The following is a 20,753-nucleotide window of genomic DNA, read 5'->3' on the forward strand; positions in this document are numbered from 1 at the left end:
TTTTCTTTCGTTAAGGAAATCAACATTTATGGCACGCATTATTGTAGTTACATCAGGTAAAGGGGGCGTTGGCAAGACCACGTCAAGCGCGGCCATCGCCACAGGGTTAGCGCAGAAGGGCAAAAAAACCGTCGTGATCGATTTCGATATCGGTCTGCGCAACCTCGACCTGATCATGGGCTGCGAACGCCGCGTGGTGTATGACTTCGTCAATGTTATTCAGGGCGATGCCACCCTGAACCAGGCGCTGATTCGTGATAAGCGTACCGAACAGCTCTATATTCTGCCCGCCTCACAAACCCGTGATAAAGATGCCCTGACCCGCGAAGGCGTGGAAAAAGTGCTGAACGACCTCGCCGCGATGGATTTCGACTTTATCGTCTGCGATTCCCCCGCGGGTATCGAAACCGGCGCGCTGATGGCGCTCTACTTCGCCGATGAAGCCATCATCACCACCAACCCGGAAGTCTCTTCCGTGCGTGACTCTGACCGCATTCTGGGTATTATCTCTTCGAAATCGCGCCGTGCGGAAAACAGCCTGGATCCGGTGAAAGAGCACCTGCTGCTGACCCGCTACAACCCGGGCCGCGTTACCCGTGGCGACATGCTGAGCATGGAAGATGTGCTGGAAATTCTGCGCATTCCGCTGGTGGGCGTCATCCCGGAAGATCAGTCAGTCCTGCGCGCCTCTAACCAGGGTGAGCCGGTGATCCTCGACGCAAACTCTGACGCCGGTAAAGCCTATGCTGATACCGTAGATCGCCTGCTTGGCGAAGAACGCCCCTTCCGCTTTATCGAAGAAGAGAAGAAGGGTTTCCTGAAACGCCTGTTCGGGGGATAACCAATGGCATTACTCGATTTCTTTTTATCCCGTAAGAAGAACACAGCCAATATTGCCAAGGAAAGGCTGCAAATTATCGTGGCAGAACGCAGAAGGGGCGACAGTGAGCCCCACTACCTGCCGCAGCTGAAGCGCGATATTCTGGAAGTGATCTGTAAATACGTAAAAATTGACCCGGATATGGTCACGGTTCAGCTGGATCAGAAAGGGGATGATATTTCTATCCTTGAGCTTAACGTGACTCTGCCAGAGACAGAAGACGCCCCTAAATGACAGTAGCGGGTTCCTGATTTTCCCCTGCGTAACCGGCGCAGGGGAAAACGTACCGCTTACAGCGACTGCAGGATAGCGTCAATACCAGCCTTCAGTACCTCACCACGCCAGCCTGTCAGCAGCTCCGGCGTGCGCGATGCGCTTTTTAGTCCCCAGTGCACGCTCAGCACCTGGTTAATCTGACGGCGCGAAGCCAGCAGCTCCTGGCTGTAGCCGGTCTGCTCACTCACCTGCTGTACCAGCGCTTTAATCGCTTTGAACGCCTGCTTGTAGTGCGGATGGTCAATCAGGTTCGGCAGCGCTGCCGGCAGCGTGGACTCCTCCTGTGCCTGCGCCTCCGCAACCATCGCCACCAGCGCTTTGCCGTGGAAACGGATTTCGTGACCATTCAGGCCCAGATGGTCGAGTTCACCGAGGCTGCCCGGCATATAACGCGCCACCTTCCACAGATTCTCTTCACGCACCACAAAGTTCACCGCCATGTCTTTCTGCCGCGCAATGTTCAGGCGCCATGCCGCCAGACGCTGTAACGCGGCCAGCTGACGCGGACGCAGTTGCCAGGCATTGGTGATATCGCGCCATGCCTCTTCCGGCTGCTGCACATCGAGACGACGCTGACACAGCGTTTCACACTCACTGAGTGCCGCTGCCATGTTGCCTGCGGTTTCGGTCTGCGCCATCAGCTGATGGGCAATCGGCAGCAGGTAAGCCACGTCGGCCGCCGCGTACTGACACTGACGCTCGGTCAGCGGACGGGCCAGCCAGTCGGTACGCGCTTCGCTTTTATCCAGCTCAATCTGATTAAAGTGATTTACCATGGCGGCAAACCCCCAGGAGAGCGGCTGGCCGGCAAAGGCAGCGAGGATTTGCGTGTCAATCATCGGTTCCGGCAGGCAGCCAAAGCGGTGCAGAAAGACTTCCAGATCTTCGCCACCGGCATGCAGAAACTTTGTGACCTGCCGGTCCTGCAGCAGCGCAATAAAGGGTGTCCAGTCGCTGATGTTAAGTGGATCGATCAGAACCAGCTGTTCGCTATCAAACAGCTGTATCAGCCCCAGTTGCGGATAGTAGGTGCGGGTACGCACAAATTCTGTATCCAGCGCCACGGCGGCGTGCTGGCGGGCCTGCTGGCAAACCTGCGCCAGCGCGTCGTTTTGGTCGATCAGAGTGTAATTCACGTTGTGTTCTCGCTGCGGCAAACTCCGCGCAGCGCTCCATGTTAAAAGCAATAAAAACGCCGGACTGGGCCGGCGTTAACCTGAGGAAAAAAGCGCGTTACTGCCCTTCCCGCTTCGCCTCGTCGCGCAATTCGCGGCGCAAAATTTTACCCACGTTGGTCTTAGGCAGCTCGTCACGAAACTCGATAATCTTCGGCACTTTATAACCGGTAAGCTGGCGGCGACAGTGATCCAGCACTTCCTCTTTGGTCAGGGACGGATCTTTCTTCACAATGCACACCTTGACCGCCTCACCGGAGAGATCGCTCGGCACACCGATGGCCGCGGCTTCACGCACTTTGGCGTGTTGCATCAGCACATCTTCGATCTCATTGGGATACACATTGAAGCCCGACACCAGAATCATGTCTTTTTTGCGGTCCACAATGCGGATAAAGCCCTCAGCGTCAACGGTAACAATATCCCCGGTGTGCAGCCAGCCATTTTTCAGCACTTCTTCGGTGGCTTCCGGCCGCTGCCAGTAACCGGCCATCACCTGTGGGCCGCGAATGCATAGCTCGCCTGGCTCACCCGGTGGCACGTCCACACCGTCGTCATTGACAATGCGCACGTCGGTAGAGGGAACCGGCAGACCGATGCTGCCCGTGTGGCAGGTAATGTCATATGGATTCACCGAGACCAGCGGCGAGCATTCGGTCAGGCCGTACCCCTCCAGCAGGTAATGCCCGGTAAGTTTTTCCCAGCGCTCTGCCACGGCTTTCTGCACGGCCATACCGCCACCCGCCGACAGACGCAGCGTGGAAAAATCGAGTTTATTAAAATTGACGTCATTCAGCAGGGCATTAAACAGGGTGTTAACGCCGGTCAGCGCGGTGAACGGGAATTTGCTCAGCTCTTTCACAAAGCCAGGGATGTCGCGCGGGTTGGTGATCAGCAGATTGGTGCCGCCCAGATCGAGGAACAGCAGGCAGTTCACCGTCAGCGCAAAAATATGATACAGCGGCAGCGCCGTCACAACGTGCTCTTTGCCGGCGCGCAGCAGCTTGCCGTAGGTGGCTTTGGTCTGCTCCAGATTGGCCTGCATATTGCCGTGCGTCAGCATCGCGCCTTTGGCCACGCCGGTGGTGCCACCGGTGTACTGCAGGAAAGCGAGGTCATCATTACGCACCACCGGACGGTGATAGTTGAGCTGCGCGCCCTGCTGCAGCGCCTGACGGAACGGCACCGCGCCGGGCAGATGGTACTTAGGCACCAGCTTTTTAACGTATTTGACCACAAAGTTCACCAGCGTGGCCTTAACCGGTGCCAGCTGGTCGCCCATGCGCGTCAGCATGACGTGCTTAACCGGCGTGTCAGCGACCACCTTTTCCAGCGTGTGGGCAAAGTTTGAGACGATGACGATCGCGCTGGCCCCGCTGTCGTTCAGCTGATGTTTCAGTTCGCGCGGGGTATAGAGCGGGTTCACATTGACCACCACCATGCCGGCGCGCAGCACGCCAAACAGCGCCACCGGATACTGCAGCAGGTTTGGCATCATTAACGCCACGCGATCGCCCTGCTGCAGCCCCAGTCCCTGCTGCAGCCAGGCCGCAAATGCCCGGCTTTGCTGCTCCAGCTCGCGATAGGTCATGGGCTGACCCATATTGATAAACGCCACCTGATCGGCGTAATGCTGCGTTGCATGTTCGAAAAGATCGACCAAAGAGGGATAGCGATCTGCAGTAATCTCCGCCGGGACATCCGGCGGGTAGCGTTTCAGCCACACCTTGTTCAAAGATTCACCCCGATATTCCTGTTGCGTAGCCATCGCCGCCTCTGCCATCAGTGTTGTTAACAATATTTTAACTGATTGTACCAGTTTGCCTGTTCCGGCATTTTCAGGTTGCGAAGCCCATCACTAAATTTCGCGCATCGGTTGCGCGCCCAATAAAAAGGCCCGTTCGCGAGCACCGCGACCGGGCCGTAAAAAAATATTTGCTGACTTATTCAGTCAGAATGGTCTCGACCTGTGCCGGGCCACCGGTGTTCATGCCCCAGTAAGGATTGGGGCCCCAGTAGCCGGGATGGTGACGCGTCGGGCCATACCAAATCCACGGGTCGATCGGCTGTGGCGGCGTCATGACCTGCTGCGTCAGATGCCAGCGCTGGTAACCGCGCACATCAACGACCACAAAGTTGTAGCTGGCCTTACCAATCTCACCTTTTTCCGTGCCTTTGATGTTGCCCAGCACGGTGATGTACTGATTATTCACGTCGACCGGATCAACAAAGCCGTGAATATCAGCATAGATCCGTCCCACTGACGCCGCCCCCAGCCGCGGCCGTGCGCTGTCGTCGAGCGGCTGCGTGGCGATCTCCAGACGGGTTAAGCCGTTCAGGTTGGTGACTTTGACGACCTTACCGCCGAAGCGTGATTCCTGGCCGACATACAGCTGCGGCGCACTCATGACCCGCAGCAGATCCTGCTGCGGCAGCGCAGAACTGCCTTTGATAGCATCCGGCACGGAAACGCAGCCGCTCAGCAGCAGCGCGCAGGCTAACAGAGCACCAGATATTCCTGTACGACTAATTGGCATAACACTTCTCCGGTAATTTCTCAGTTAGACTGGACGCGCCACAATAAGTTGCGCCGGGATCAGCGGCCCGGCAACTTTTTCCATGCCACTTCATTGCGCAGATAAACCGGCTCAGCGTGCTCTGCCGCCACCATGTCACCGCGCTGCCAGGCGCTGAGCGCCAGCGGCAGCATGTCCTCTGCGGCGGGCAGCGTCACCGCCGTGGTGACCAGCTGCGCGTTGCTGCTGTGCAGCAGATGCGGATAAGCCTGCCAGCCGGTGCCAGCCGTGGCCCACTCCCCGCTCAGCCCGGCAATGCGCGCCTCTGCCGCTTCCGGCTTCAGCACGGCCTCGCTCTCCACGCCGTGCCATTCACCCTGCTCGTCACGCTGGTATTCGGCCCAGTACACTTCGCCCATGCGCGCGTCAATCGCGGCCAGCACGCGCGTTGCGCCGGTCAGACGCCAGGCGCCCTGCGCCAGCGTCGCCAGCGAAGAGACGCCAATCATTGGCAGGGACGCGCCCAGCGCCAGTCCCTGCGCAATACCGATGCCAATACGCACACCGGTAAAGCTTCCCGGGCCACGACCAAACGCCAGCGCATCCAGCGCAGTGAGTTCCAGCTGCTGCGCCTGCAGCAGCGTCTGCACCAGCGGCAAAATACGTTGCGTGTGATCGCGTGGCGCGATTTCAAAGCGGGCATCAATCTGCTGCTGATTCAGCAGCGCGGCAGAACAGGCTTCTGTCGCGGTGTCCAGGGCTAAAATTCGGGCGGACATAACAACCTCAGAGAATCAAAATGGCGCGCATCTTACCACAGCCTGGCACAAATTAGTGCGCCTCTGGCGGCCGCACAAATTCAATAGCGCGCTGCAGGTCACGGGTGCGCGGCGTCGGCGGCAGGCTGTTAAGAAACAGGCCACCGTAAGGACGGGAGACCAGACGCTGATCGCATATTACCAGCACACCGCGGTCGTCAGTGTCACGGATCAGGCGACCGACCCCCTGCTTCAGGGTAATCACCGCATCCGGCAACTGAACATCGTTAAAGGGATCGCCGCCGCGCAGGCGGCAATCTTCCATGCGCGCTTTCAGCAGAGGATCTTCCGGAGAGGTAAACGGCAGTTTATCGATGATCACCAGCGAGAGCGCATCGCCGCGCACGTCTACGCCCTCCCAGAAACTGCTGGTCGCTACCAGCAGCGCGTTGCCGGCCTCCAGGAACTGCTTCAGCAGCTGGCCTTTACTGGTTTCACCCTGCAGCAGCACCGGCAGCGTCATGGACGCGCGAAACTCCGCGGCCAGTTCGCGCATCATTTTGTGCGAGGTGCAGAGAAAGAAACAGCGCCCTTTATTGGCATCGATCAGCGGCTTCATCATGCGCGCCAGCTGCCGCGCACCACCGGGATGGTTCGGTTCCGGCATGTTGCGCGGCACGCACAGCAGCGCCTGTTGCGCATAGTCGAACGGGCTGTCCAGGATCAGGGTTTGCGCTTTCTCCACGCCGAGCCGGCTGGCGAAGTGGCCCATCTGTTCATTGACCGCCAGCGTGGCTGAGGTAAACACCCAGGCAGCCTTACGGTTGTCCATCACCTCACGGAAACGTTCGGCGACGGAGAGCGGAGTCAGCGCAAGGGTAAAGTGGCGGCTGGTGCATTCGTACCAGTAGCTGAAGCCGGGTTCATCAATGGCGCGCAGCCGCTTCAACCGGGTGCGATAAAGGGCGGCACGTTCAAAGGCGGCATCCAGCAGCGCAGATCGGCCCAGCGACAGTTTAATCACGTCGTAGCAGAGCTCCAGCGCATCATCCAGCAGGGTAAACATGCGCATGATGTTGTTATCTGCCAGCAGGTCGCGCAGGTTACCGCGAAAACCGGGTTCCCCAAGCGTCAGGCGAAAATCCTGCGCGCACTGCGCCAGGCGATCCGCCGATTTCTGCAGCTGCTGGACATCACGCACCTCGGTGCGATACGCAATGTTGATATCTTTGGCAAGGTCCTGCAGCTGGCGACTGGAGAGCTGCTGCCCGAAATACTGGCTGGCGATGTCCGGCAGCTGATGCGCTTCGTCGAAGATCATCACGTCCGCTTCCGGGATCAGCTCGCCAAAGCCGCCCTCTTTCACCACCAGATCGGCAAGAAACAGATGGTGGTTGACGACCACCACATCGGCGTCCATCGCTTTTTTGCGCGCTTTCACCACAAAGCAGTCTTTATACAGCGGGCAGTCGCTGCCCAGACAGTTATCGTTGGTGCTGGTGACGTAAGGCCAGATCGGGCTGTCTTCTGCGACATCAGCACAGCTGCTGATATCGCCGTCTGTGGTTTCAGATGACCAGCTGCGTACGTTGATCAGATCGCCCAGCGCCTGCACGGTCAGATCGCCGCCCACCTGAGTCTGCTGTTCCAGCCGTTCCAGACAAAGGTAGTTCGCGCGTCCTTTCAGCAGCGCCGTTTTGCCGCTGAATTTCAGCGCGCGGGCAATGGTGGGCAAATCGCGATTGTAGAGCTGATCCTGTAGCGCTTTCGAACCGGTAGAGACAATCACTTTCTTTTTGGCGCGCAGTGCGGGTGCCAGGTAAGCGTAGGTTTTACCGGTGCCGGTGCCGGCCTCAACCACCAGCTCGCCACCGTGCCTGACCGCTTCGCTCACTGCCTGCGCCATTTCGCGCTGCGCCGCGCGCGGTTTAAAACCCGGGATCCCCTGCGCCAGCGCGCCATCCGCTGCAAAATCGTCTGCCACACATCCTCACTGAGTACGAAAAAAACACTGTAATTATGTCAGGATTCCCGGCAGGCGACCACAACAGATGACAGCCGGCCGCCGGATATGGCAGGCTAACGCAGCTTAAATACAGGAGAAAAGCATGACCATTACGCGTATTGATCCGGAGCACCGCATGTCTGAAGCCGTGGTGCATGACCAGACCGTCTATTACACCAGCGTGCCGGAAAATCTCGACGAGGATGCCGAAGCGCAAACGGCCAACGCGCTGGCGGTGATCGACCGCATCCTGACGCGTGTGGGTTCAGACAAAAGCAAAATTCTGGACGCCACCATTTTCCTCGTGGATAAAGCCGATTTCCCGGCGATGAACCGCGCCTGGGATGCGTGGGTGTCGCCCGGCAATGCGCCGGTGCGCTGCACCGTGCAGGCGGGTCTGATGAATCCGAAGTACAAAGTCGAAATTAAAATTATCGCCGCGCTGTAAGCCGCGCCGGGCGCGCTACGCGTCGTCTTCGTCGTCTTCGAAACGCGCCCGGATGGCTTCACCCTGATGGCTCTGGCGGATCTCCTGCGCCACCTGCGCAATCGCCTGGCCGCTGGCCATGCCGCCGGCCATCAGCTCCTGAATACGTTCAACTGCCTGCTGCTGCTGTTCATGTGATAACGCCGGAAGACCTGAAAACATGATGTTCTCCTGGAAAAAAACGGGAGGGTATTATTCCATGCCGAACAAACAGGTGTCAGCAACAAAGAAATATGCCAGGCTACGCGCCTGCCTGCTGAACTGATTTGTCCGATGATTGTGAACACCCTTTCGCTGAAGTATACGCCGGATGCACTTTTGCATCGTTTTGCTGCGCTTGCCCATCGCCCCTGGGCGATGCTGCTGACCTCTGGCCAGGCGGAACACGCCGATAACCGCTTTGATATTCTCACCGCCGACCCGCGCGTGACCCTGACGACGCGCGGTGAAAGCACGGCGATTGCGGAGAGTCATGGCGTGCGACACTCGGCGGAAGACCCGCTGCGCCTGGTGCAGCAGCAGCTGGACGCGCTGGGCATCACGCCCGCGTTCAATGCCGATTTGCCGTTTCAGGGCGGCGCGCTGGGCCTGTTTGGCTACGATCTGGGTCGCCGTTTTGAAACGCTGCCGCAACAGGCGCAACAGGACCTCACCACGCCGGACATGGCGGTCGGCATTTATGACTGGGCGCTGATTGCCGATCACCACCGGCAGACGCTGACGCTGATTTCCCTGGATGATGCCGACCGGCGCTGGCGCTGGCTGCAGGCGCTGGCCGTGCCGCAGCCGGTACCCTTTGCCCTCACCAGCGCCTGGCAATCCAGCCTGAGTTATGATGACTATGCGGCACGTTTTCACGCCGTGCAGGAGTATATTCAGGCCGGCGACTGCTATCAGGTGAATCTGGCCCAGCGTTTTCAGGCGCGCTATCGCGGTGACGAATGGCAGGCATTTCTGCGGCTCACCCGGGCCAACCGCGCGCCCTTCAGTGCCTTTATCCGCCTGCCGGGCAGCGCGGTGCTGAGCCTGTCGCCGGAGCGTTTTCTTTCACTGCAGCAGCAGACGATCGAAACCCGGCCGATCAAAGGCACCCTGCCGCGGCTGGCCGATCCTGAAGCCGACCGGCAGCAGGCGCTGAAGCTTGCCGCAGCGGAGAAAGATCGCGCTGAGAACCTGATGATTGTTGATCTGCTGCGCAATGACATAGGCCGTGTGGCGGTGCCCGGCAGCGTCAGCGTGCCGGCGCTGTTTGAGGTGGAAGCATTTCCGGCGGTACACCATCTGGTCAGCACCGTGCGCGCCCGCCTGCCTGATACGCTCAGCGCCAGCGATCTGCTGCGCGCCTGCTTCCCTGGCGGGTCGATTACCGGCGCGCCCAAAATCCGCGCCATGGAAATTATTGAAGAGCTGGAGCCGCAGCGCCGTAATGCCTGGTGCGGCAGCATCGGCTATCTCAGCCTGTGCGGACGTATGGACACCAGCATTACGATCCGCACCCTGATTGCGGAAAACCAGCAGCTGTACTGCGCTGCCGGCGGCGGACTGGTGGCCGACAGCGATGTGCAGGCCGAGTACCAGGAGACCCTGCACAAGGTAAACCGGATTTTGCCCTGCCTGCAGGAGCGCGACTGACATGGCGCTGACGCTGGAGCAGTTTGTCAGCCGTTTTGTGCTGCAGCCGCCGCTGCACCCGCGCCCGTCCGCCATCGCCGGGCGCCGCGCCGCGGTGCTGGTGCCGGTGATCGCCAGCGCCGAGCCCGGTCTGTTGCTGACGCGCCGCTCGGCGCAGCTGCGCAAGCACGCCGGTCAGGTGGCCTTTCCCGGCGGCATGCAGGATGCTACCGATACCTCGCTGGTGCACACCGCACTGCGCGAAGCCCGCGAAGAAGTCGGCATCGATCCGCAGCAGGTGCAGGTGATTGGCGTCCTGCCGCCGGTCACCAGCAGCACCGGCTTTGCCGTGACGCCGGTGGTGGGTCTGCTGCCGGCTGCGCTGCCGCTTCAGCTGAATCCGGACGAAGTCGAAAGCGCTTTCACTATGCCGCTGGCGGAAGCCCTGCGCCTGAGCCGCTACAGCGGGCTGACGCTGCGGCGCGGCAGGCAGCAGCATCAGGTGTGGCTCTCCTGGTATGAAGATTATTTTATCTGGGGCATGACTGCCGGCATTATTCGCGCGCTGGGCCAGCAGATCGCCCTGCCCTGATTCCCGCTCCGTTCCGCCTTACCCTGAAAAATCGATCCGGCTCACAACCGGGCAAATGGATAACTATTTCTGTGGTTTATAATTAGTTTATTTCATGCGAAAAGGTGCTCGCTGCCCGGCGCAGACGATTACTATTAGCCGCATTAACGGCTTGCGCCGGATAAAATAAGATTTGTGAGGAGTGTCACCGGTGATTAGTGTTTTTGACATGTTCAAAGTGGGCATTGGCCCATCCAGTTCGCATACCGTCGGCCCGATGAAGGCAGGCAAGCAGTTTGTTGACCTGCTGGTTGAACAGGGCAAACTGCAGGATGTGACGCGGGTGGCGGTTGATGTGTATGGCTCGCTTTCGCTCACCGGTAAAGGCCACCACACCGATATTGCCATCATTATGGGGCTGGCCGGTTTTGAGCCCGCCACCGTCGATATCGACAGCATTCCGGCGTTTATTAAAGATGTCGAAACGCGCGAGCGCCTGCTGCTGGCGAACGGCGCACATGAAGTGGATTTTCCGCGCGAAGGCGGCATGGTTTTCCGCAGCGAAAACCTGTCGCTGCATGAAAACGGTATGACACTGTATGCCTTCGCCGGGGATCTGCTGATTGAGAGCAAAACCTATTACTCCATCGGCGGCGGCTTCATCGTGGATGAGGCCCACTTTGGTCAGCCGGTGCTGGACGAAGTCACGGTGCCTTACGCGTTTCACTCCGCCCGCGAGCTGCTCAGCCACTGTCGCGACACCGGCCTGTCCCTCTCCGGCGTAGTGATGAAAAATGAACTGGCGCTGCACAGCCGTGAGGAGATCACTGCCTATTTCACCCACGTGTGGCAAACCATGCAGGCCTGTATCGATCGCGGCCTGAACACCGAAGGGGTGTTGCCGGGTCCGCTGCGCGTGCCGCGTCGTGCCGCGTCGCTGCGTCGCCTGCTGGTCTCTTCCAACAAGCACTCTAACGACCCCATGAACGTTATTGACTGGGTCAATATGTTTGCCCTGGCGGTTAACGAAGAGAATGCCGCCGGTGGGCGCGTCGTCACCGCACCAACCAACGGCGCCTGCGGTATCGTGCCCGCCGTGCTGGCCTATTACGATCACTTTATTGAGACCGTGACGCCCGATATCTTTATCCGCTACTTCCTTGCCTCCGGTGCGATTGGCGTGCTGTATAAAATGAATGCGTCGATCTCCGGCGCCGAAGTGGGCTGTCAGGGTGAAGTGGGCGTCGCCTGCTCCATGGCAGCAGCAGGTCTGGCGGAGCTGCTGGGAGCCAGCCCGGAGCAGGTGTGCGTGGCCGCGGAAATCGGGATGGAGCATAACCTGGGCCTGACCTGTGACCCGGTTGCGGGCCAGGTGCAGGTGCCCTGCATTGAACGAAACGCCATTGCCTCAGTGAAGGCGATCAACGCGGCGCGCATGGCGCTGCGTCGTACCAGTGAACCGCGCGTTTCGCTCGATAAGGTGATCGAGACCATGTACGAAACCGGTAAAGACATGAACGCCAAATACCGTGAAACCTCACGCGGCGGGCTGGCCATCAAAGTCCAGTGTGACTGACCGCTTCGCTGGAGAGAAAGCCAGCGATCGCCCGTTTTTTTGTCCGTTGCTCTACCTCAGCGTCAGTAAACCAGATACAGTAATTTCGCGCGCGGCCCACAGAGGCCGCGCTGTTTTTTAGGGCCGCTTTTTTTCATCAGCCGCGCTAAACCTGGCCGCCTCAATGCCGATAACCTTCTCGTTACTTTGGCTTTAATCTTTGTTTTTGCAAGGTGGTTACTGATGCTCATCCCCCAGCAATCTGTGGGTCAATTTCGTCGTAAGCGCCTGCTTATTGCGCTGGTGATCGCCGCGCTGGTCCTGATTCTGACGCTGACGTTTCGCTACGTGGAGGAGAAGTCACGCATTGAGCAGCAGTCACTGAATTTTGCCACCCGCGCAATTGCGCGCTTTGACCGTATGTTTTCACCGCTTGACGTCTCCGCCAATAACACGCTTGGGCTGGTGGGCGTGACCTGTAATCAGGTGCGCTTTCCGCTGATTGAAAAAATTGCCGCCCTGCAAACGGTGCGCACCGTTCTGCTGGTGCAGGACGACACCATCTACTGTTCCAGTATTTACGGCCCGCGCCGCATCTCCTTCAGCCAGACCTATCCGCAACTGGCCATCAACAACGAACGCATGATGCTTTCCACCGACGAGTACCTGCTGAAAGGCTCGCCGGTGCTGCTGCTGTGGACGCCAAAATCGCTGGATAACCGGGACGGCCTGCTGCAAATCATCAATATTGAACTGATGACCAACTACCTGCTGGAGCCGCAGTTGCCGTGGGTGGAGCGCGCGATTTTTAACGTCGGCGGCCAGAGCCTGGAGTATGGCAATCCGCTGATTGAGCATACCGTGCCGTCTGACGACGAAGTGGCTTACGTGCAATCCTCGCTGCGGTACCCGTTCAGCATCACGCTGTATGGCCCGTCGCCGGCGCGGCTGGCGTTGAATACCCTGCCGTCACAGCTGCCGCTGGCGGTTCTGCTCAGCCTGCTGATGGGCTATATCGTCTGGCTGGCGACGGCCAACCGCATGAGCCTGAGCTGGCAAATCAGTTATGGCATCACCGCCAATGAATTTATGGTGTACTGCCAGCCCCTGATCAATGCCCGCAGCGGTGAGTGTGACGGCATAGAACTGCTGCTGCGCTGGCATAATCCGCGCCAGGGCTGGATCGCGCCGGATGTGTTTATCCCGCTGGCCGAACGCCAGAATCTGATTGCGCCGCTGACGCGCTTTGTGATTGCCAGAGTGGTGGAGGAACTGCCAAAGCTGCCGCAGTCCCCGTCGTTTCATATCGCCATCAATGTGGCGGCCAGCCACTTCCGCGAGCGTGCCATCCTTGAGGATCTGCAGCGGATCTGGTGGCCCGCCAGCCCGCAGCCCCAGCTGGTGGTAGAGCTGACCGAACGCGACGCGCTGCCGGTGATCGATCAGTCCGTGGTTGCCCAGCTGCATGAGATTGGCGTGCGGCTGGCGATTGATGATTTTGGCACAGGACACAGCTCGCTGGCTTACCTGAAAGACCTCAAGCCGGACGTGCTGAAAATCGACAAGATTTTCACCGCAGCGATTGGCACCGACGCCATCAACGCCACCGTGACTGACATGGTGATTTCCCTGGCGCAGCGGCTGAATATCGCGCTGGTGGCCGAAGGCGTGGAAACCGCTGAACAGGCTGACTATCTGCGCGAGCGCGGCGTCGATCAGCTGCAGGGGTATTACTACGCGCGCCCGATGCCGGTAGAAGATTTCCCGCGCTGGCTGGCGCAGCACCAGGCGCAGCTGAACGCCTGAGATAGCCTGACACGACCCGCCGCGCCTGCCGGGCGTGCTTCCGAGATCCCTCTGCCCGCCAGTGCTGCCCGCCGGGCGCGGCGCATAAAAAAGGGCCGTCACCGGACGGCCCCAGTCGCATCACCGGACGCTTAAACGTCCTCGTCTTCCTCGTCGTGCGGCTTATCTTTGGTGACGCGCACCAGATCGATGCGGTAATCCGTGGCATCGATAATCTGAAAGTGCAGCGGCGGCAGATCAATAACGTCGCCCGGCAGCGGCAGCTGACCTTTCTGCGCAATCAGCAACCCTGCCAGCGATGCGTGATCGTCTTCCTGCTTCACCAGTTCATGGTAATCCAGCAGCTGCTGCAGCGAGTGCAGATCGGTCCCGCCCTTCACCAGCCAGCCGTCACCATCGGCAATCACGTCCGGCGTTTCATCTTCGTCCGGGAATTCACCGGCAATCGCTTCCAGCACGTCCAGCGGCGTGATCAGGCCCTGCACTACCCCAAACTCGTTGGTCACAATGACAAAGCTGCCTTTCGCCCGACGCAGCACGCCCAGCAGGTTGATGGGGTCCAGCGTTTCCGGCACGACGATCGCCGGCGAACTGGCGGCAAAGGTCGCCACGTCCATCCCGTGCTCCAGCGCCACCAGCAGCTCTTTAGCCCGCACCACACCGATAATTTCATCCAGCTCACCGCGGCACACCGGGAACAAGCTGTGTGGCGTATCCAGCAGCTGAATACGAATTTCGTCCAGCGGCCGGTTGGCATCCACCCAGGAGATATCGCCACGCGGCGTCATGATGCTGCGGATAGAGCGCTGCGACAGCGTCAACACGCCGTTGATCATATAGCGCTCTTCATCCTTAAAAGCTTCCTGCGGCATGGCTTCACTCAGTCCCGCTTCTTCGTTGCTCGCCGGCTGGCTGTTGCTGCGCTGACGGCCACCCATCAGGCGCAGGATCGCTTCTGCCGTGCGTTCACGCATCGGACGGCGCGACTGATGACGGATAAAGTTGCGGCGGGCAATCTGGTTAAACAGCTCAATGACAATCGAGAAGCCAATCGCCGCGTACAGATACCCTTTCGGAATATGGAAGCCAAAGCCTTCCGCCACCAGCGACAAGCCGATCATCAGCAGGAAGCTCAGACACAGCACTACCACCGTCGGGTGCGCATTCACGAAGCGGGTCAGCGGCTTAGAGGCCAGCAGCATAATACCCATTGCAATCACCACCGCCGCCATCATGATTGGCAGATGGTTCACCATGCCCACAGCGGTAATCACCGCATCCAGCGAGAACACCGCGTCCAGCACCACTATCTGCAGCACCACCGCCCAGAAACTGGCGTAGCCTTTATTGCCCTGCCCTTCCTCGCCGCGGTTTTCCAGCCGTTCGTGCAGCTCCATGGTGCCCTTAAACAGCAGGAACAGCCCGCCGAACAACAGAATCAAATCGCGGCCGGAGAAGCTGAAATCGCCCACGCTGAACAGCGGTCGCGTCAGGGTCACCATCCAGGAGATCACGGAAAGCAGGCCCAGACGCATCACCAGCGCCAGCGACAGGCCGATCAGCCGGGCTTTATCACGCTGCTTTGGCGGCAGTTTGTCGGCCAGGATGGCGATGAATACCAGGTTATCAATGCCGAGCACAATCTCCAGCACAATCAGCGTCAGTAAGCCCGCCCAAAGCGAGGGGTCTAAAAACAGTTCCATCAATGACTCCTTGCACTTCGTGAAGACGAACGGAATAGCATCTGCACCAGAAGGTGAGACGGCAGATCGTAAGCGGATGAGATAACGCCAGCAGGCGTGAAGTGGGATGCGCGCAGGCGCAGAGAGCAGGTAAAGCGACGTCGGTGACGGTCCATAAAGTGAGCTGAAGCTCGTTACTCCTGAGTAATAAACAGACCGCTAATGTATCAGTTACCTCAACAAGATCAAAAAATTTTCTTACATTTACACAGGATTGCGCGGGCGCACTAAACCGGCATAAAAACGCGTCCGGCTTTATTACGCGCTGAATAACCGACCAGCGTCACATATTTTATTTTTTCGATCACTAAAATAAATCGCGACCTGACCGCTGCGCGCCATGCGGCGCGAAGGGCCCGTCATCCCGCGTGATGGCCTGCCTCTTCCCGCACAACGACGGCACCGGCAACGGTCATTCTCACGAATTTCCGGCAGGGCCCGGAAATCTCTCATGCGAACGGAGGTAGCACGTGACCATTGCGATTGTGATTGGTACACATGGCTGGGCGGCAGAGCAACTGCTGAAAACAGCTGAGATGCTGTTAGGTGAGCAGGAAAATGTCGGATGGATTGATTTCGTCCCCGGCGAAAATGCAGAAACGTTAATTGAAAAATATCAGGCCCAGCTGGCTAAGCTCGACACCGCCGCCGGCGTGCTGTTTCTGGTCGATACCTGGGGCGGCAGTCCGTTTAACGCCGCCAGCCGGATAGTGGTGGATAAGCCTGACCACGATGTGATTGCCGGGGTGAACATTCCGATGCTGGTGGAAACCCTGATGGGACGCGATGACAATCCGACGCTGCAGGAGCTGATACACATCGCGCTGGAAGCGGGACGTGAAGGCGTGAAAGCCCTGAAGACCGAATCCGCCGCGCCGGCCCCGGCACCGGCCGCGAAAGCCGCCCCGCAACCCCAGCCGCCGCTGGCACCGGGCCAGCATATGAAAATTGGCCTCGCCCGCATTGATGACCGCCTGATTCACGGCCAGGTGGCCACGCGCTGGACCAAAGAGACCAACGTGACACGGATTATCGTTGTCAGTGATGAAGTCGCGAACGATCACGTGCGCAAAACCCTGCTAACGCAGGTTGCTCCGCCCGGCGTCACCGCGCATGTCGTCGACATCGCCAAGATGATTCGCGTGTGGAACAACCCCAAATATGCCGGAGACCGGGTGATGCTGCTGTTTACCAACCCCACCGATGTTGAACGCGTGGTGGAACAGGGTGTAGACATCAAGTCAGTCAATATTGGCGGCATGGCGTTCCGGCAGGGAAAAACCCAGGTCAACAATGCGGTGTCCGTTGATGAGAAAGACATTGCGGCCTTCCGCAAGCTCAATGCGCGCGGCATTGAACTGGAAGTGCGCAAAGTCTCCAACGACCCGAAACTGAAAATGATGGACCTGATTGCGAAGGTCAATCCGTAGTGCATCTCTGCCCGCTCAGGGGCGGACATTCAGACCTTGCTGAGGAATTATGTGATGGAAATAACCTCGCTCCAAATTGTGTTGATTTTTATCGTCGCCTGTATCGCCGGGATGGGTTCGATTCTTGATGAGTTTCAGTTTCACCGCCCGCTGGTGGCCTGTACGCTGATTGGTGCCGTGCTGGGCGATATGAAAACCGGCATCATCATTGGCGGTACGCTGGAGATGATCGCCCTGGGCTGGATGAACATCGGTGCCGCCGTGGCACCGGATGCCGCACTGGCCTCGATCATCTCAACCATTCTGGTCATTGCCGGTGGACAAAGCGTCGGTGCCGGTATCGCACTGGCGATTCCGCTGGCCGCCGCCGGCCAGGTGCTGACTATTATCGTGCGTACGCTGACTGTTGCTTTCCAGCATGCCGCCGATAAAGCCGCGGAAAAAGGCAATCTTACGGCGATCTCCTGGATCCACGTCTCTGCCCTGCTGCTGCAGGCGATGCGTATTGCGATCCCGGCGCTGCTGGTGGCGATTTCTGTAGGCACCAGTGCGGTACACACGCTGCTCAGCTCGATTCCGGAAGTGGTCACCAATGGCCTGAACATCGCTGGCGGCATGATTGTCGTGGTGGGTTACGCAATGGTCATCAATATGATGCGCGCCGGCTACCTGATGCCCTTCTTCTACCTCGGCTTTGTGACAGCCGCCTTTACCAGCTTTAACCTGGTGGCGCTGGGCGTGATTGGTGTGGTGATGGCGGTGCTGTATATCCAGCTGGCACCGAAATATAACCGCGTGGCGGGCGCAGCCTCTGCCGGCCCGGCGCAAAATGACCTCGATAACGAACTCGACTAGGAACAGGTGACATCATGGCCGATACAACTCACGCTCCAAAAAAACTCACACCCGGTGACGTACGTGGCGTCTTCCTGCGCTCTAACCTGTTCCAGGGTTCGTGGAACTTTGAACGTATGCAGGCGCTGGGCTTCTGTTTCTCGATGGTACCGGTGATCCGCCGTCTCTATCCGGAGAACAACGAGGCGCGTAAACAGGCGATCAAACGTCATCTGGAATTTTTCAACACCCACCCTTATGTGGCGGCGCCGGTGCTGGGCGTCACCATGGCGATGGAAGAGCAGCGCGCTAACGGCGCCGCCATTGATGACGGTGCGATTAACGGGATCAAAGTGGGCCTGATGGGTCCGCTGGCAGGCGTCGGCGATCCGATTTTCTGGGGAACCGTGCGGCCGGTGTTTGCGGCACTCGGCGCCGGTATCGCCATGAGCGGCAGCCTGCTCGGCCCGCTGCTGTTCTTCTTCCTGTTTAATATCGCCCGCCTGCTGACCCGCTATTACGGCGTGGCGTACGGCTACCGTAAAGGGGTGGATATCGTGGGGGATATGGGCGGCGGTTTCCTGCAGAAGCTGACCGAAGGGGCATCAATACTCGGGCTGTTTGTGATGGGGGCGCTGGTCAACAAGTGGACACACGTGAACGTGCCGCTGGTGGTGTCCCGTATTACCGACCAGACCGGCAAAACCACCGTTACCACGGTGCAGTCGATTCTGGATCAGCTGATGCCGGGCTTAATTCCGCTGCTGCTGACCTTTGGCTGTATGTGGCTGCTGCGCCGCAAGGTGAACGCGCTGTGGATTATCGTGGGCTTCTTTGCGATTGGTATTTTTGGTTACTGGATTGGCCTGCTGGGTCTGTAATTAACCTGCCGGGAGCACGGCGCTCCCGGCCTCTCCCGCCAGCGTGGCGGCTGCGACCCGGCCGCGCGCGGCGATTAAGGAATGCCCTGCATGTCACTGACTGACATCCTGCTTGCTCTGCTGACTGCCGGTCTGCTGCTGTTCGCCATTTACGATGATGCCATTCTGCCGCGTCGTCGCGGCCCCACGCGGCTGCGCGTGGCGCTGCGCCGCCGGCATCTGATTGACAGTGGCATTTTCATTGTGCTGCTGCTGATTCTGCTGTGGAACAATATCCAGCAGCACGGCACGCCGCTCACCACCACGCTGCTGATGGTGCTGTGCTTTATGGCCGTCTGGCTGTTCTGGCTGCGCAGCCCGCAGCTGCTGATGAAAAACGAGGGGATGTTTTTTGCCGGCGTCTGGATCGATTATCGCCGCATTCAGAGCATGAACCTGTCAGAAGACGGCATCCTGGCGATGCAGCTGGAACAGCGACGTCTGCTGATCGCCGTGCAGCAGCTTGACGACCTGGAAAAGATTTATCACACGCTGGTCGAAGCGCGCTAGTCACGCTGCCAGAGCGTAAGCGTGAAATCGGCGTCACAAACCACCTGCTCTGCCGAAGCCAGTGTCTGCCACACCGCTTCGCGCGCGCGCCAGGCGAAAGGCGTCATCTGTAATAAGCGCACGGCGTCGGCACCGCTTAGCGTCATCGGATAGCGCAGACGCTGCTGGTCCACCCGGCTAAAACCTGCGTAGGTTTTCTCTTCCGCCGCATGCAGCTGCACCTCACGGTAGATTAATGCTTTGAACTGCTGCAGATGGTGCGGACCCGGCGTGACGGTCAGCAAAAACCCGCCGGGCTTCACCACCCGGCTCAGTTCGGCTTCATTGCAGGGAGCATAAATCCGGACCACCGCGTCCAGCGACGCATCCGCAAACGGCAGACGCTGGCTGGAAGCCACACAAAACGTCACCGCCCGGTAGCGCCTGGCCGCCATACGAATGGCCGCTTTGGCCACATCCAGCCCGAAAAGCTGTCCGGCAGGCAGCGCGGCTGCCATGGCGGCGGTGTAATATCCCTCGCCACAGCCGATGTCCAGCACCTGAACGTTGCCGGCGGGGAGCTGCTGCGCCAAGTGCTGCGCAACGCAGTCACGCAGCGGCTGATAGTAGCCGGCATCAAGGAACGATCGTCTGGCCTGCAGCATCTCTGCGCTGTCGCCCGGCTCACGCGAGCCTTTATGCTGTACCGGCAGCAGGTTCACGTACCCTTCTTTTGCCTGATCAAACTGGTGTCCGGCATCACAGCGAAACGTGCCGTGTTGCTGCAGCAGAGAGTGGTGGCAAAGCGGGCAAATAAGGGACATAAACGACTCCGGGTTAGCAATTCGCGGCGCAGTTTACCCTGATCGTCTGACAACAGAAAGAATAAAGAAAAGCCCCGCTCGGTGAGCGGGGCCTGGCATGCGTTTCAGGGGTGTATGACACCGAGCCTGAGCACGAAATCAGATAGCAGTAACGTTAACCGCTGCAGGACCTTTCTGGCCGTCCTGAATTTCAAACTCAACCTGTTGACCTTCGGCCAGGGTTTTAAAACCGTTGCCCTGGATAGCAGAGAAGTGTACGAACACATCTTTGCTGCCGTCAGCAGGGGTAATAAAACCAAAACCTTTGGACTCGTTGAACCACTTAACCTGACCTTTAATCTTTGCCATTTTGCAAATTCCTTAGAGTGTTTATATTGCCCGAAGGCAGTCTTACAGATAAACCAGAGACATTACTGAATGAGGCACTAATTTAAGGTTCGGCAAGGAAGCGGTATTCAACGTCAACGTCTTTACTCGTAACTTCTTTACTGAAGATGCCATACATAAACAGAACTGTACCTCGTTTGACCCACGATTCGTTATCACATATCCGACAATTTATCGCAAGCCATTTTTAAAGGGTGATCGACGTGCCGCACATATTTAACGTCAGCCGGTCAGAATATGCCGCTGTGATATTGACAGCGTAGCCGTAAACTGCGCAAAAAAGGGTTAGCCGTCAATGTAGTTAGCGTGAAACCCGCGTTTCGTCAAGCGCAGCGGCTAAAGGCAAATCGTCGCTTTTTTCTTTCGGCAGTCTGGACGAAAAATATTGCATTAATATGGCACAAATAAAATATTTAACCGCATCTTTTACCTGATATGCACCCTTTGTGCATCGTTCAAATATTGTACAGAGAAATGCTGGCTGTAC

Annotated in this window: 21 protein-coding genes; 11 read left to right on the forward strand and 10 right to left on the reverse strand. The window is 58.5% G+C overall.

The window, feature by feature from the left end; all coding sequences use genetic code 11:
- Positions 1-28 precede the first annotated feature (28 nt).
- Both minD and minE read left to right on the forward strand, forming a co-directional pair.
- Positions 29-841, forward strand: coding sequence for a septum site-determining protein MinD (gene minD / locus D8B20_RS09510; RefSeq protein WP_145888652.1), 813 nt, complete (start codon positions 29-31; stop codon positions 839-841).
- A 3-nt stretch (positions 842-844) separates the two neighbouring features.
- Positions 845-1,114 (forward strand): cell division topological specificity factor MinE, encoded by a 270-nt coding sequence (minE, locus tag D8B20_RS09515; RefSeq protein WP_145888653.1) that lies wholly within the window; start codon positions 845-847, stop codon positions 1,112-1,114.
- A gap of 56 nt (positions 1,115-1,170) precedes the next feature.
- Here the strand turns inward: minE and rnd are convergent, their stop codons facing one another.
- The 5 genes from rnd to yoaA form a co-directional block, all read right to left on the reverse strand.
- Positions 1,171-2,292, reverse strand: coding sequence for a ribonuclease D (gene rnd / locus D8B20_RS09520; protein ID WP_145888654.1), 1,122 nt, complete (start codon positions 2,290-2,292; stop codon positions 1,171-1,173).
- Positions 2,293-2,389: 97 nt separating this feature from the next.
- Positions 2,390-4,066: a long-chain-fatty-acid--CoA ligase FadD gene (gene fadD / locus D8B20_RS09525; protein ID WP_145890508.1), complete on the reverse strand. Its 1,677-nt coding sequence runs from the start codon at positions 4,064-4,066 to the stop codon at positions 2,390-2,392.
- 208 nt (positions 4,067-4,274) lie between these two features.
- Positions 4,275-4,868, reverse strand: a complete 594-nt coding sequence (locus D8B20_RS09530; RefSeq protein WP_145888655.1) for a Slp family lipoprotein — start codon at positions 4,866-4,868, stop codon at positions 4,275-4,277.
- Positions 4,869-4,927: 59 nt separating this feature from the next.
- On the reverse strand, positions 4,928-5,626 hold the full coding sequence (gene tsaB / locus D8B20_RS09535) for a tRNA (adenosine(37)-N6)-threonylcarbamoyltransferase complex dimerization subunit type 1 TsaB (protein WP_145888656.1): 699 nt from the start codon (positions 5,624-5,626) through the stop codon (positions 4,928-4,930).
- A gap of 52 nt (positions 5,627-5,678) precedes the next feature.
- The gene (gene yoaA / locus D8B20_RS09540; protein WP_145888657.1) at positions 5,679-7,589 is read right to left on the reverse strand and encodes a DNA repair helicase YoaA; all 1,911 of its coding nucleotides are present in this window, start codon (positions 7,587-7,589) and stop codon (positions 5,679-5,681) included.
- A gap of 124 nt (positions 7,590-7,713) precedes the next feature.
- Between yoaA and D8B20_RS09545 the strand changes: the two genes are divergently transcribed.
- A complete protein-coding gene (locus tag D8B20_RS09545) occupies positions 7,714-8,058 on the forward strand; it encodes a RidA family protein (protein ID WP_145888658.1) in 345 nt (114 codons plus the stop codon).
- 15 nt (positions 8,059-8,073) lie between these two features.
- Here the strand turns inward: D8B20_RS09545 and D8B20_RS09550 are convergent, their stop codons facing one another.
- Positions 8,074-8,259 (reverse strand): YoaH family protein, encoded by a 186-nt coding sequence (locus D8B20_RS09550; RefSeq protein WP_145888659.1) that lies wholly within the window; start codon positions 8,257-8,259, stop codon positions 8,074-8,076.
- Positions 8,260-8,370: 111 nt separating this feature from the next.
- On the opposite strand from D8B20_RS09550, the gene pabB reads away from it, so the two are divergent.
- From pabB to pdeD, 4 genes are all read left to right on the forward strand, one after another.
- Positions 8,371-9,729 (forward strand): aminodeoxychorismate synthase component 1, encoded by a 1,359-nt coding sequence (pabB, locus tag D8B20_RS09555; RefSeq protein WP_145888660.1) that lies wholly within the window; start codon positions 8,371-8,373, stop codon positions 9,727-9,729.
- A 1-nt stretch (position 9,730) separates the two neighbouring features.
- Positions 9,731-10,300, forward strand: a complete 570-nt coding sequence (locus tag D8B20_RS09560) for a CoA pyrophosphatase (RefSeq protein ID WP_145888661.1) — start codon at positions 9,731-9,733, stop codon at positions 10,298-10,300.
- A 190-nt stretch (positions 10,301-10,490) separates the two neighbouring features.
- On the forward strand, positions 10,491-11,855 hold the full coding sequence (sdaA, locus tag D8B20_RS09565) for an L-serine ammonia-lyase (protein ID WP_145888662.1): 1,365 nt from the start codon (positions 10,491-10,493) through the stop codon (positions 11,853-11,855).
- A 222-nt stretch (positions 11,856-12,077) separates the two neighbouring features.
- On the forward strand, positions 12,078-13,640 hold the full coding sequence (gene pdeD / locus D8B20_RS09570) for a cyclic di-3',5'-guanosine monophosphate phosphodiesterase PdeD (RefSeq protein ID WP_145888663.1): 1,563 nt from the start codon (positions 12,078-12,080) through the stop codon (positions 13,638-13,640).
- A 131-nt stretch (positions 13,641-13,771) separates the two neighbouring features.
- Here the strand turns inward: pdeD and D8B20_RS09575 are convergent, their stop codons facing one another.
- Entirely contained in the window at positions 13,772-15,343 is a 1,572-nt protein-coding gene (locus D8B20_RS09575; RefSeq protein WP_145888664.1) for a TerC family protein, read from the reverse strand.
- A 509-nt stretch (positions 15,344-15,852) separates the two neighbouring features.
- On the opposite strand from D8B20_RS09575, the gene manX reads away from it, so the two are divergent.
- The 4 genes from manX to D8B20_RS09595 all read left to right on the forward strand — a co-directional run bounded on the left by manX (position 15,853) and on the right by D8B20_RS09595 (position 19,076).
- On the forward strand, positions 15,853-16,812 hold the full coding sequence (gene manX, locus D8B20_RS09580) for a PTS mannose transporter subunit IIAB (protein ID WP_145888665.1): 960 nt from the start codon (positions 15,853-15,855) through the stop codon (positions 16,810-16,812).
- Between the two features lie 54 nt (positions 16,813-16,866).
- A complete protein-coding gene (locus D8B20_RS09585; protein ID WP_145888666.1) occupies positions 16,867-17,667 on the forward strand; it encodes a PTS mannose/fructose/sorbose transporter subunit IIC in 801 nt (266 codons plus the stop codon).
- Between the two features lie 14 nt (positions 17,668-17,681).
- Positions 17,682-18,527, forward strand: a complete 846-nt coding sequence (locus D8B20_RS09590) for a PTS mannose transporter subunit IID (RefSeq protein WP_145888667.1) — start codon at positions 17,682-17,684, stop codon at positions 18,525-18,527.
- Positions 18,528-18,617: 90 nt separating this feature from the next.
- Positions 18,618-19,076: a DUF986 family protein gene (locus D8B20_RS09595; RefSeq protein ID WP_145888668.1), complete on the forward strand. Its 459-nt coding sequence runs from the start codon at positions 18,618-18,620 to the stop codon at positions 19,074-19,076.
- Here D8B20_RS09595 and rlmA read toward each other — a convergent pair.
- From rlmA to D8B20_RS22035, 3 genes are all read right to left on the reverse strand, one after another.
- Complete coding sequence (gene rlmA, locus D8B20_RS09600) at positions 19,073-19,879, reverse strand: 23S rRNA (guanine(745)-N(1))-methyltransferase (protein WP_145888669.1); 807 nt, start codon at positions 19,877-19,879, stop codon at positions 19,073-19,075. The two genes, D8B20_RS09595 and rlmA, sit on opposite strands and share 4 nt — an antisense overlap.
- A gap of 138 nt (positions 19,880-20,017) precedes the next feature.
- Entirely contained in the window at positions 20,018-20,227 is a 210-nt protein-coding gene (cspE, locus tag D8B20_RS09605) for a transcription antiterminator/RNA stability regulator CspE (RefSeq protein ID WP_021510024.1), read from the reverse strand.
- Between the two features lie 82 nt (positions 20,228-20,309).
- Entirely contained in the window at positions 20,310-20,384 is a 75-nt protein-coding gene (locus tag D8B20_RS22035; RefSeq protein ID WP_110866451.1) for a DUF2627 domain-containing protein, read from the reverse strand.
- Between the last annotated feature and the right edge of the window lie 369 nt (positions 20,385-20,753).

This window comes from Candidatus Pantoea soli, assembly GCF_007833795.1.
GTDB classification, from domain to species: Bacteria; Pseudomonadota; Gammaproteobacteria; order Enterobacterales; family Enterobacteriaceae; genus Pantoea; species Pantoea soli.

What these genes read in the sequence shown, in the direction of transcription:
- minD (WP_145888652.1), top strand. Translation starts at nt 29, where the DNA reads ATGGCACGCATTATTGTAGTTACATCAGGTAAAGGGGGCGTTGGCAAG.
- minE (WP_145888653.1), top strand. Translation starts at nt 845, where the DNA reads ATGGCATTACTCGATTTCTTTTTATCCCGTAAGAAGAACACAGCCAAT.
- D8B20_RS09530 (WP_145888655.1), bottom strand. Translation starts at nt 4,868, where the DNA reads ATGCCAATTAGTCGTACAGGAATATCTGGTGCTCTGTTAGCCTGCGCG.
- tsaB (WP_145888656.1), bottom strand. Translation starts at nt 5,626, where the DNA reads ATGTCCGCCCGAATTTTAGCCCTGGACACCGCGACAGAAGCCTGTTCT.
- D8B20_RS09545 (WP_145888658.1), top strand. Translation starts at nt 7,714, where the DNA reads ATGACCATTACGCGTATTGATCCGGAGCACCGCATGTCTGAAGCCGTG.
- D8B20_RS09550 (WP_145888659.1), bottom strand. Translation starts at nt 8,259, where the DNA reads ATGTTTTCAGGTCTTCCGGCGTTATCACATGAACAGCAGCAGCAGGCA.
- pabB (WP_145888660.1), top strand. Translation starts at nt 8,371, where the DNA reads ATGATTGTGAACACCCTTTCGCTGAAGTATACGCCGGATGCACTTTTG.
- D8B20_RS09560 (WP_145888661.1), top strand. Translation starts at nt 9,731, where the DNA reads ATGGCGCTGACGCTGGAGCAGTTTGTCAGCCGTTTTGTGCTGCAGCCG.
- pdeD (WP_145888663.1), top strand. Translation starts at nt 12,078, where the DNA reads ATGCTCATCCCCCAGCAATCTGTGGGTCAATTTCGTCGTAAGCGCCTG.
- D8B20_RS09575 (WP_145888664.1), bottom strand. Translation starts at nt 15,343, where the DNA reads ATGGAACTGTTTTTAGACCCCTCGCTTTGGGCGGGCTTACTGACGCTG.
- D8B20_RS09585 (WP_145888666.1), top strand. Translation starts at nt 16,867, where the DNA reads ATGGAAATAACCTCGCTCCAAATTGTGTTGATTTTTATCGTCGCCTGT.
- D8B20_RS09590 (WP_145888667.1), top strand. Translation starts at nt 17,682, where the DNA reads ATGGCCGATACAACTCACGCTCCAAAAAAACTCACACCCGGTGACGTA.
- D8B20_RS09595 (WP_145888668.1), top strand. Translation starts at nt 18,618, where the DNA reads ATGTCACTGACTGACATCCTGCTTGCTCTGCTGACTGCCGGTCTGCTG.
- rlmA (WP_145888669.1), bottom strand. Translation starts at nt 19,879, where the DNA reads ATGTCCCTTATTTGCCCGCTTTGCCACCACTCTCTGCTGCAGCAACAC.
- cspE (WP_021510024.1), bottom strand. Translation starts at nt 20,227, where the DNA reads ATGGCAAAGATTAAAGGTCAGGTTAAGTGGTTCAACGAGTCCAAAGGT.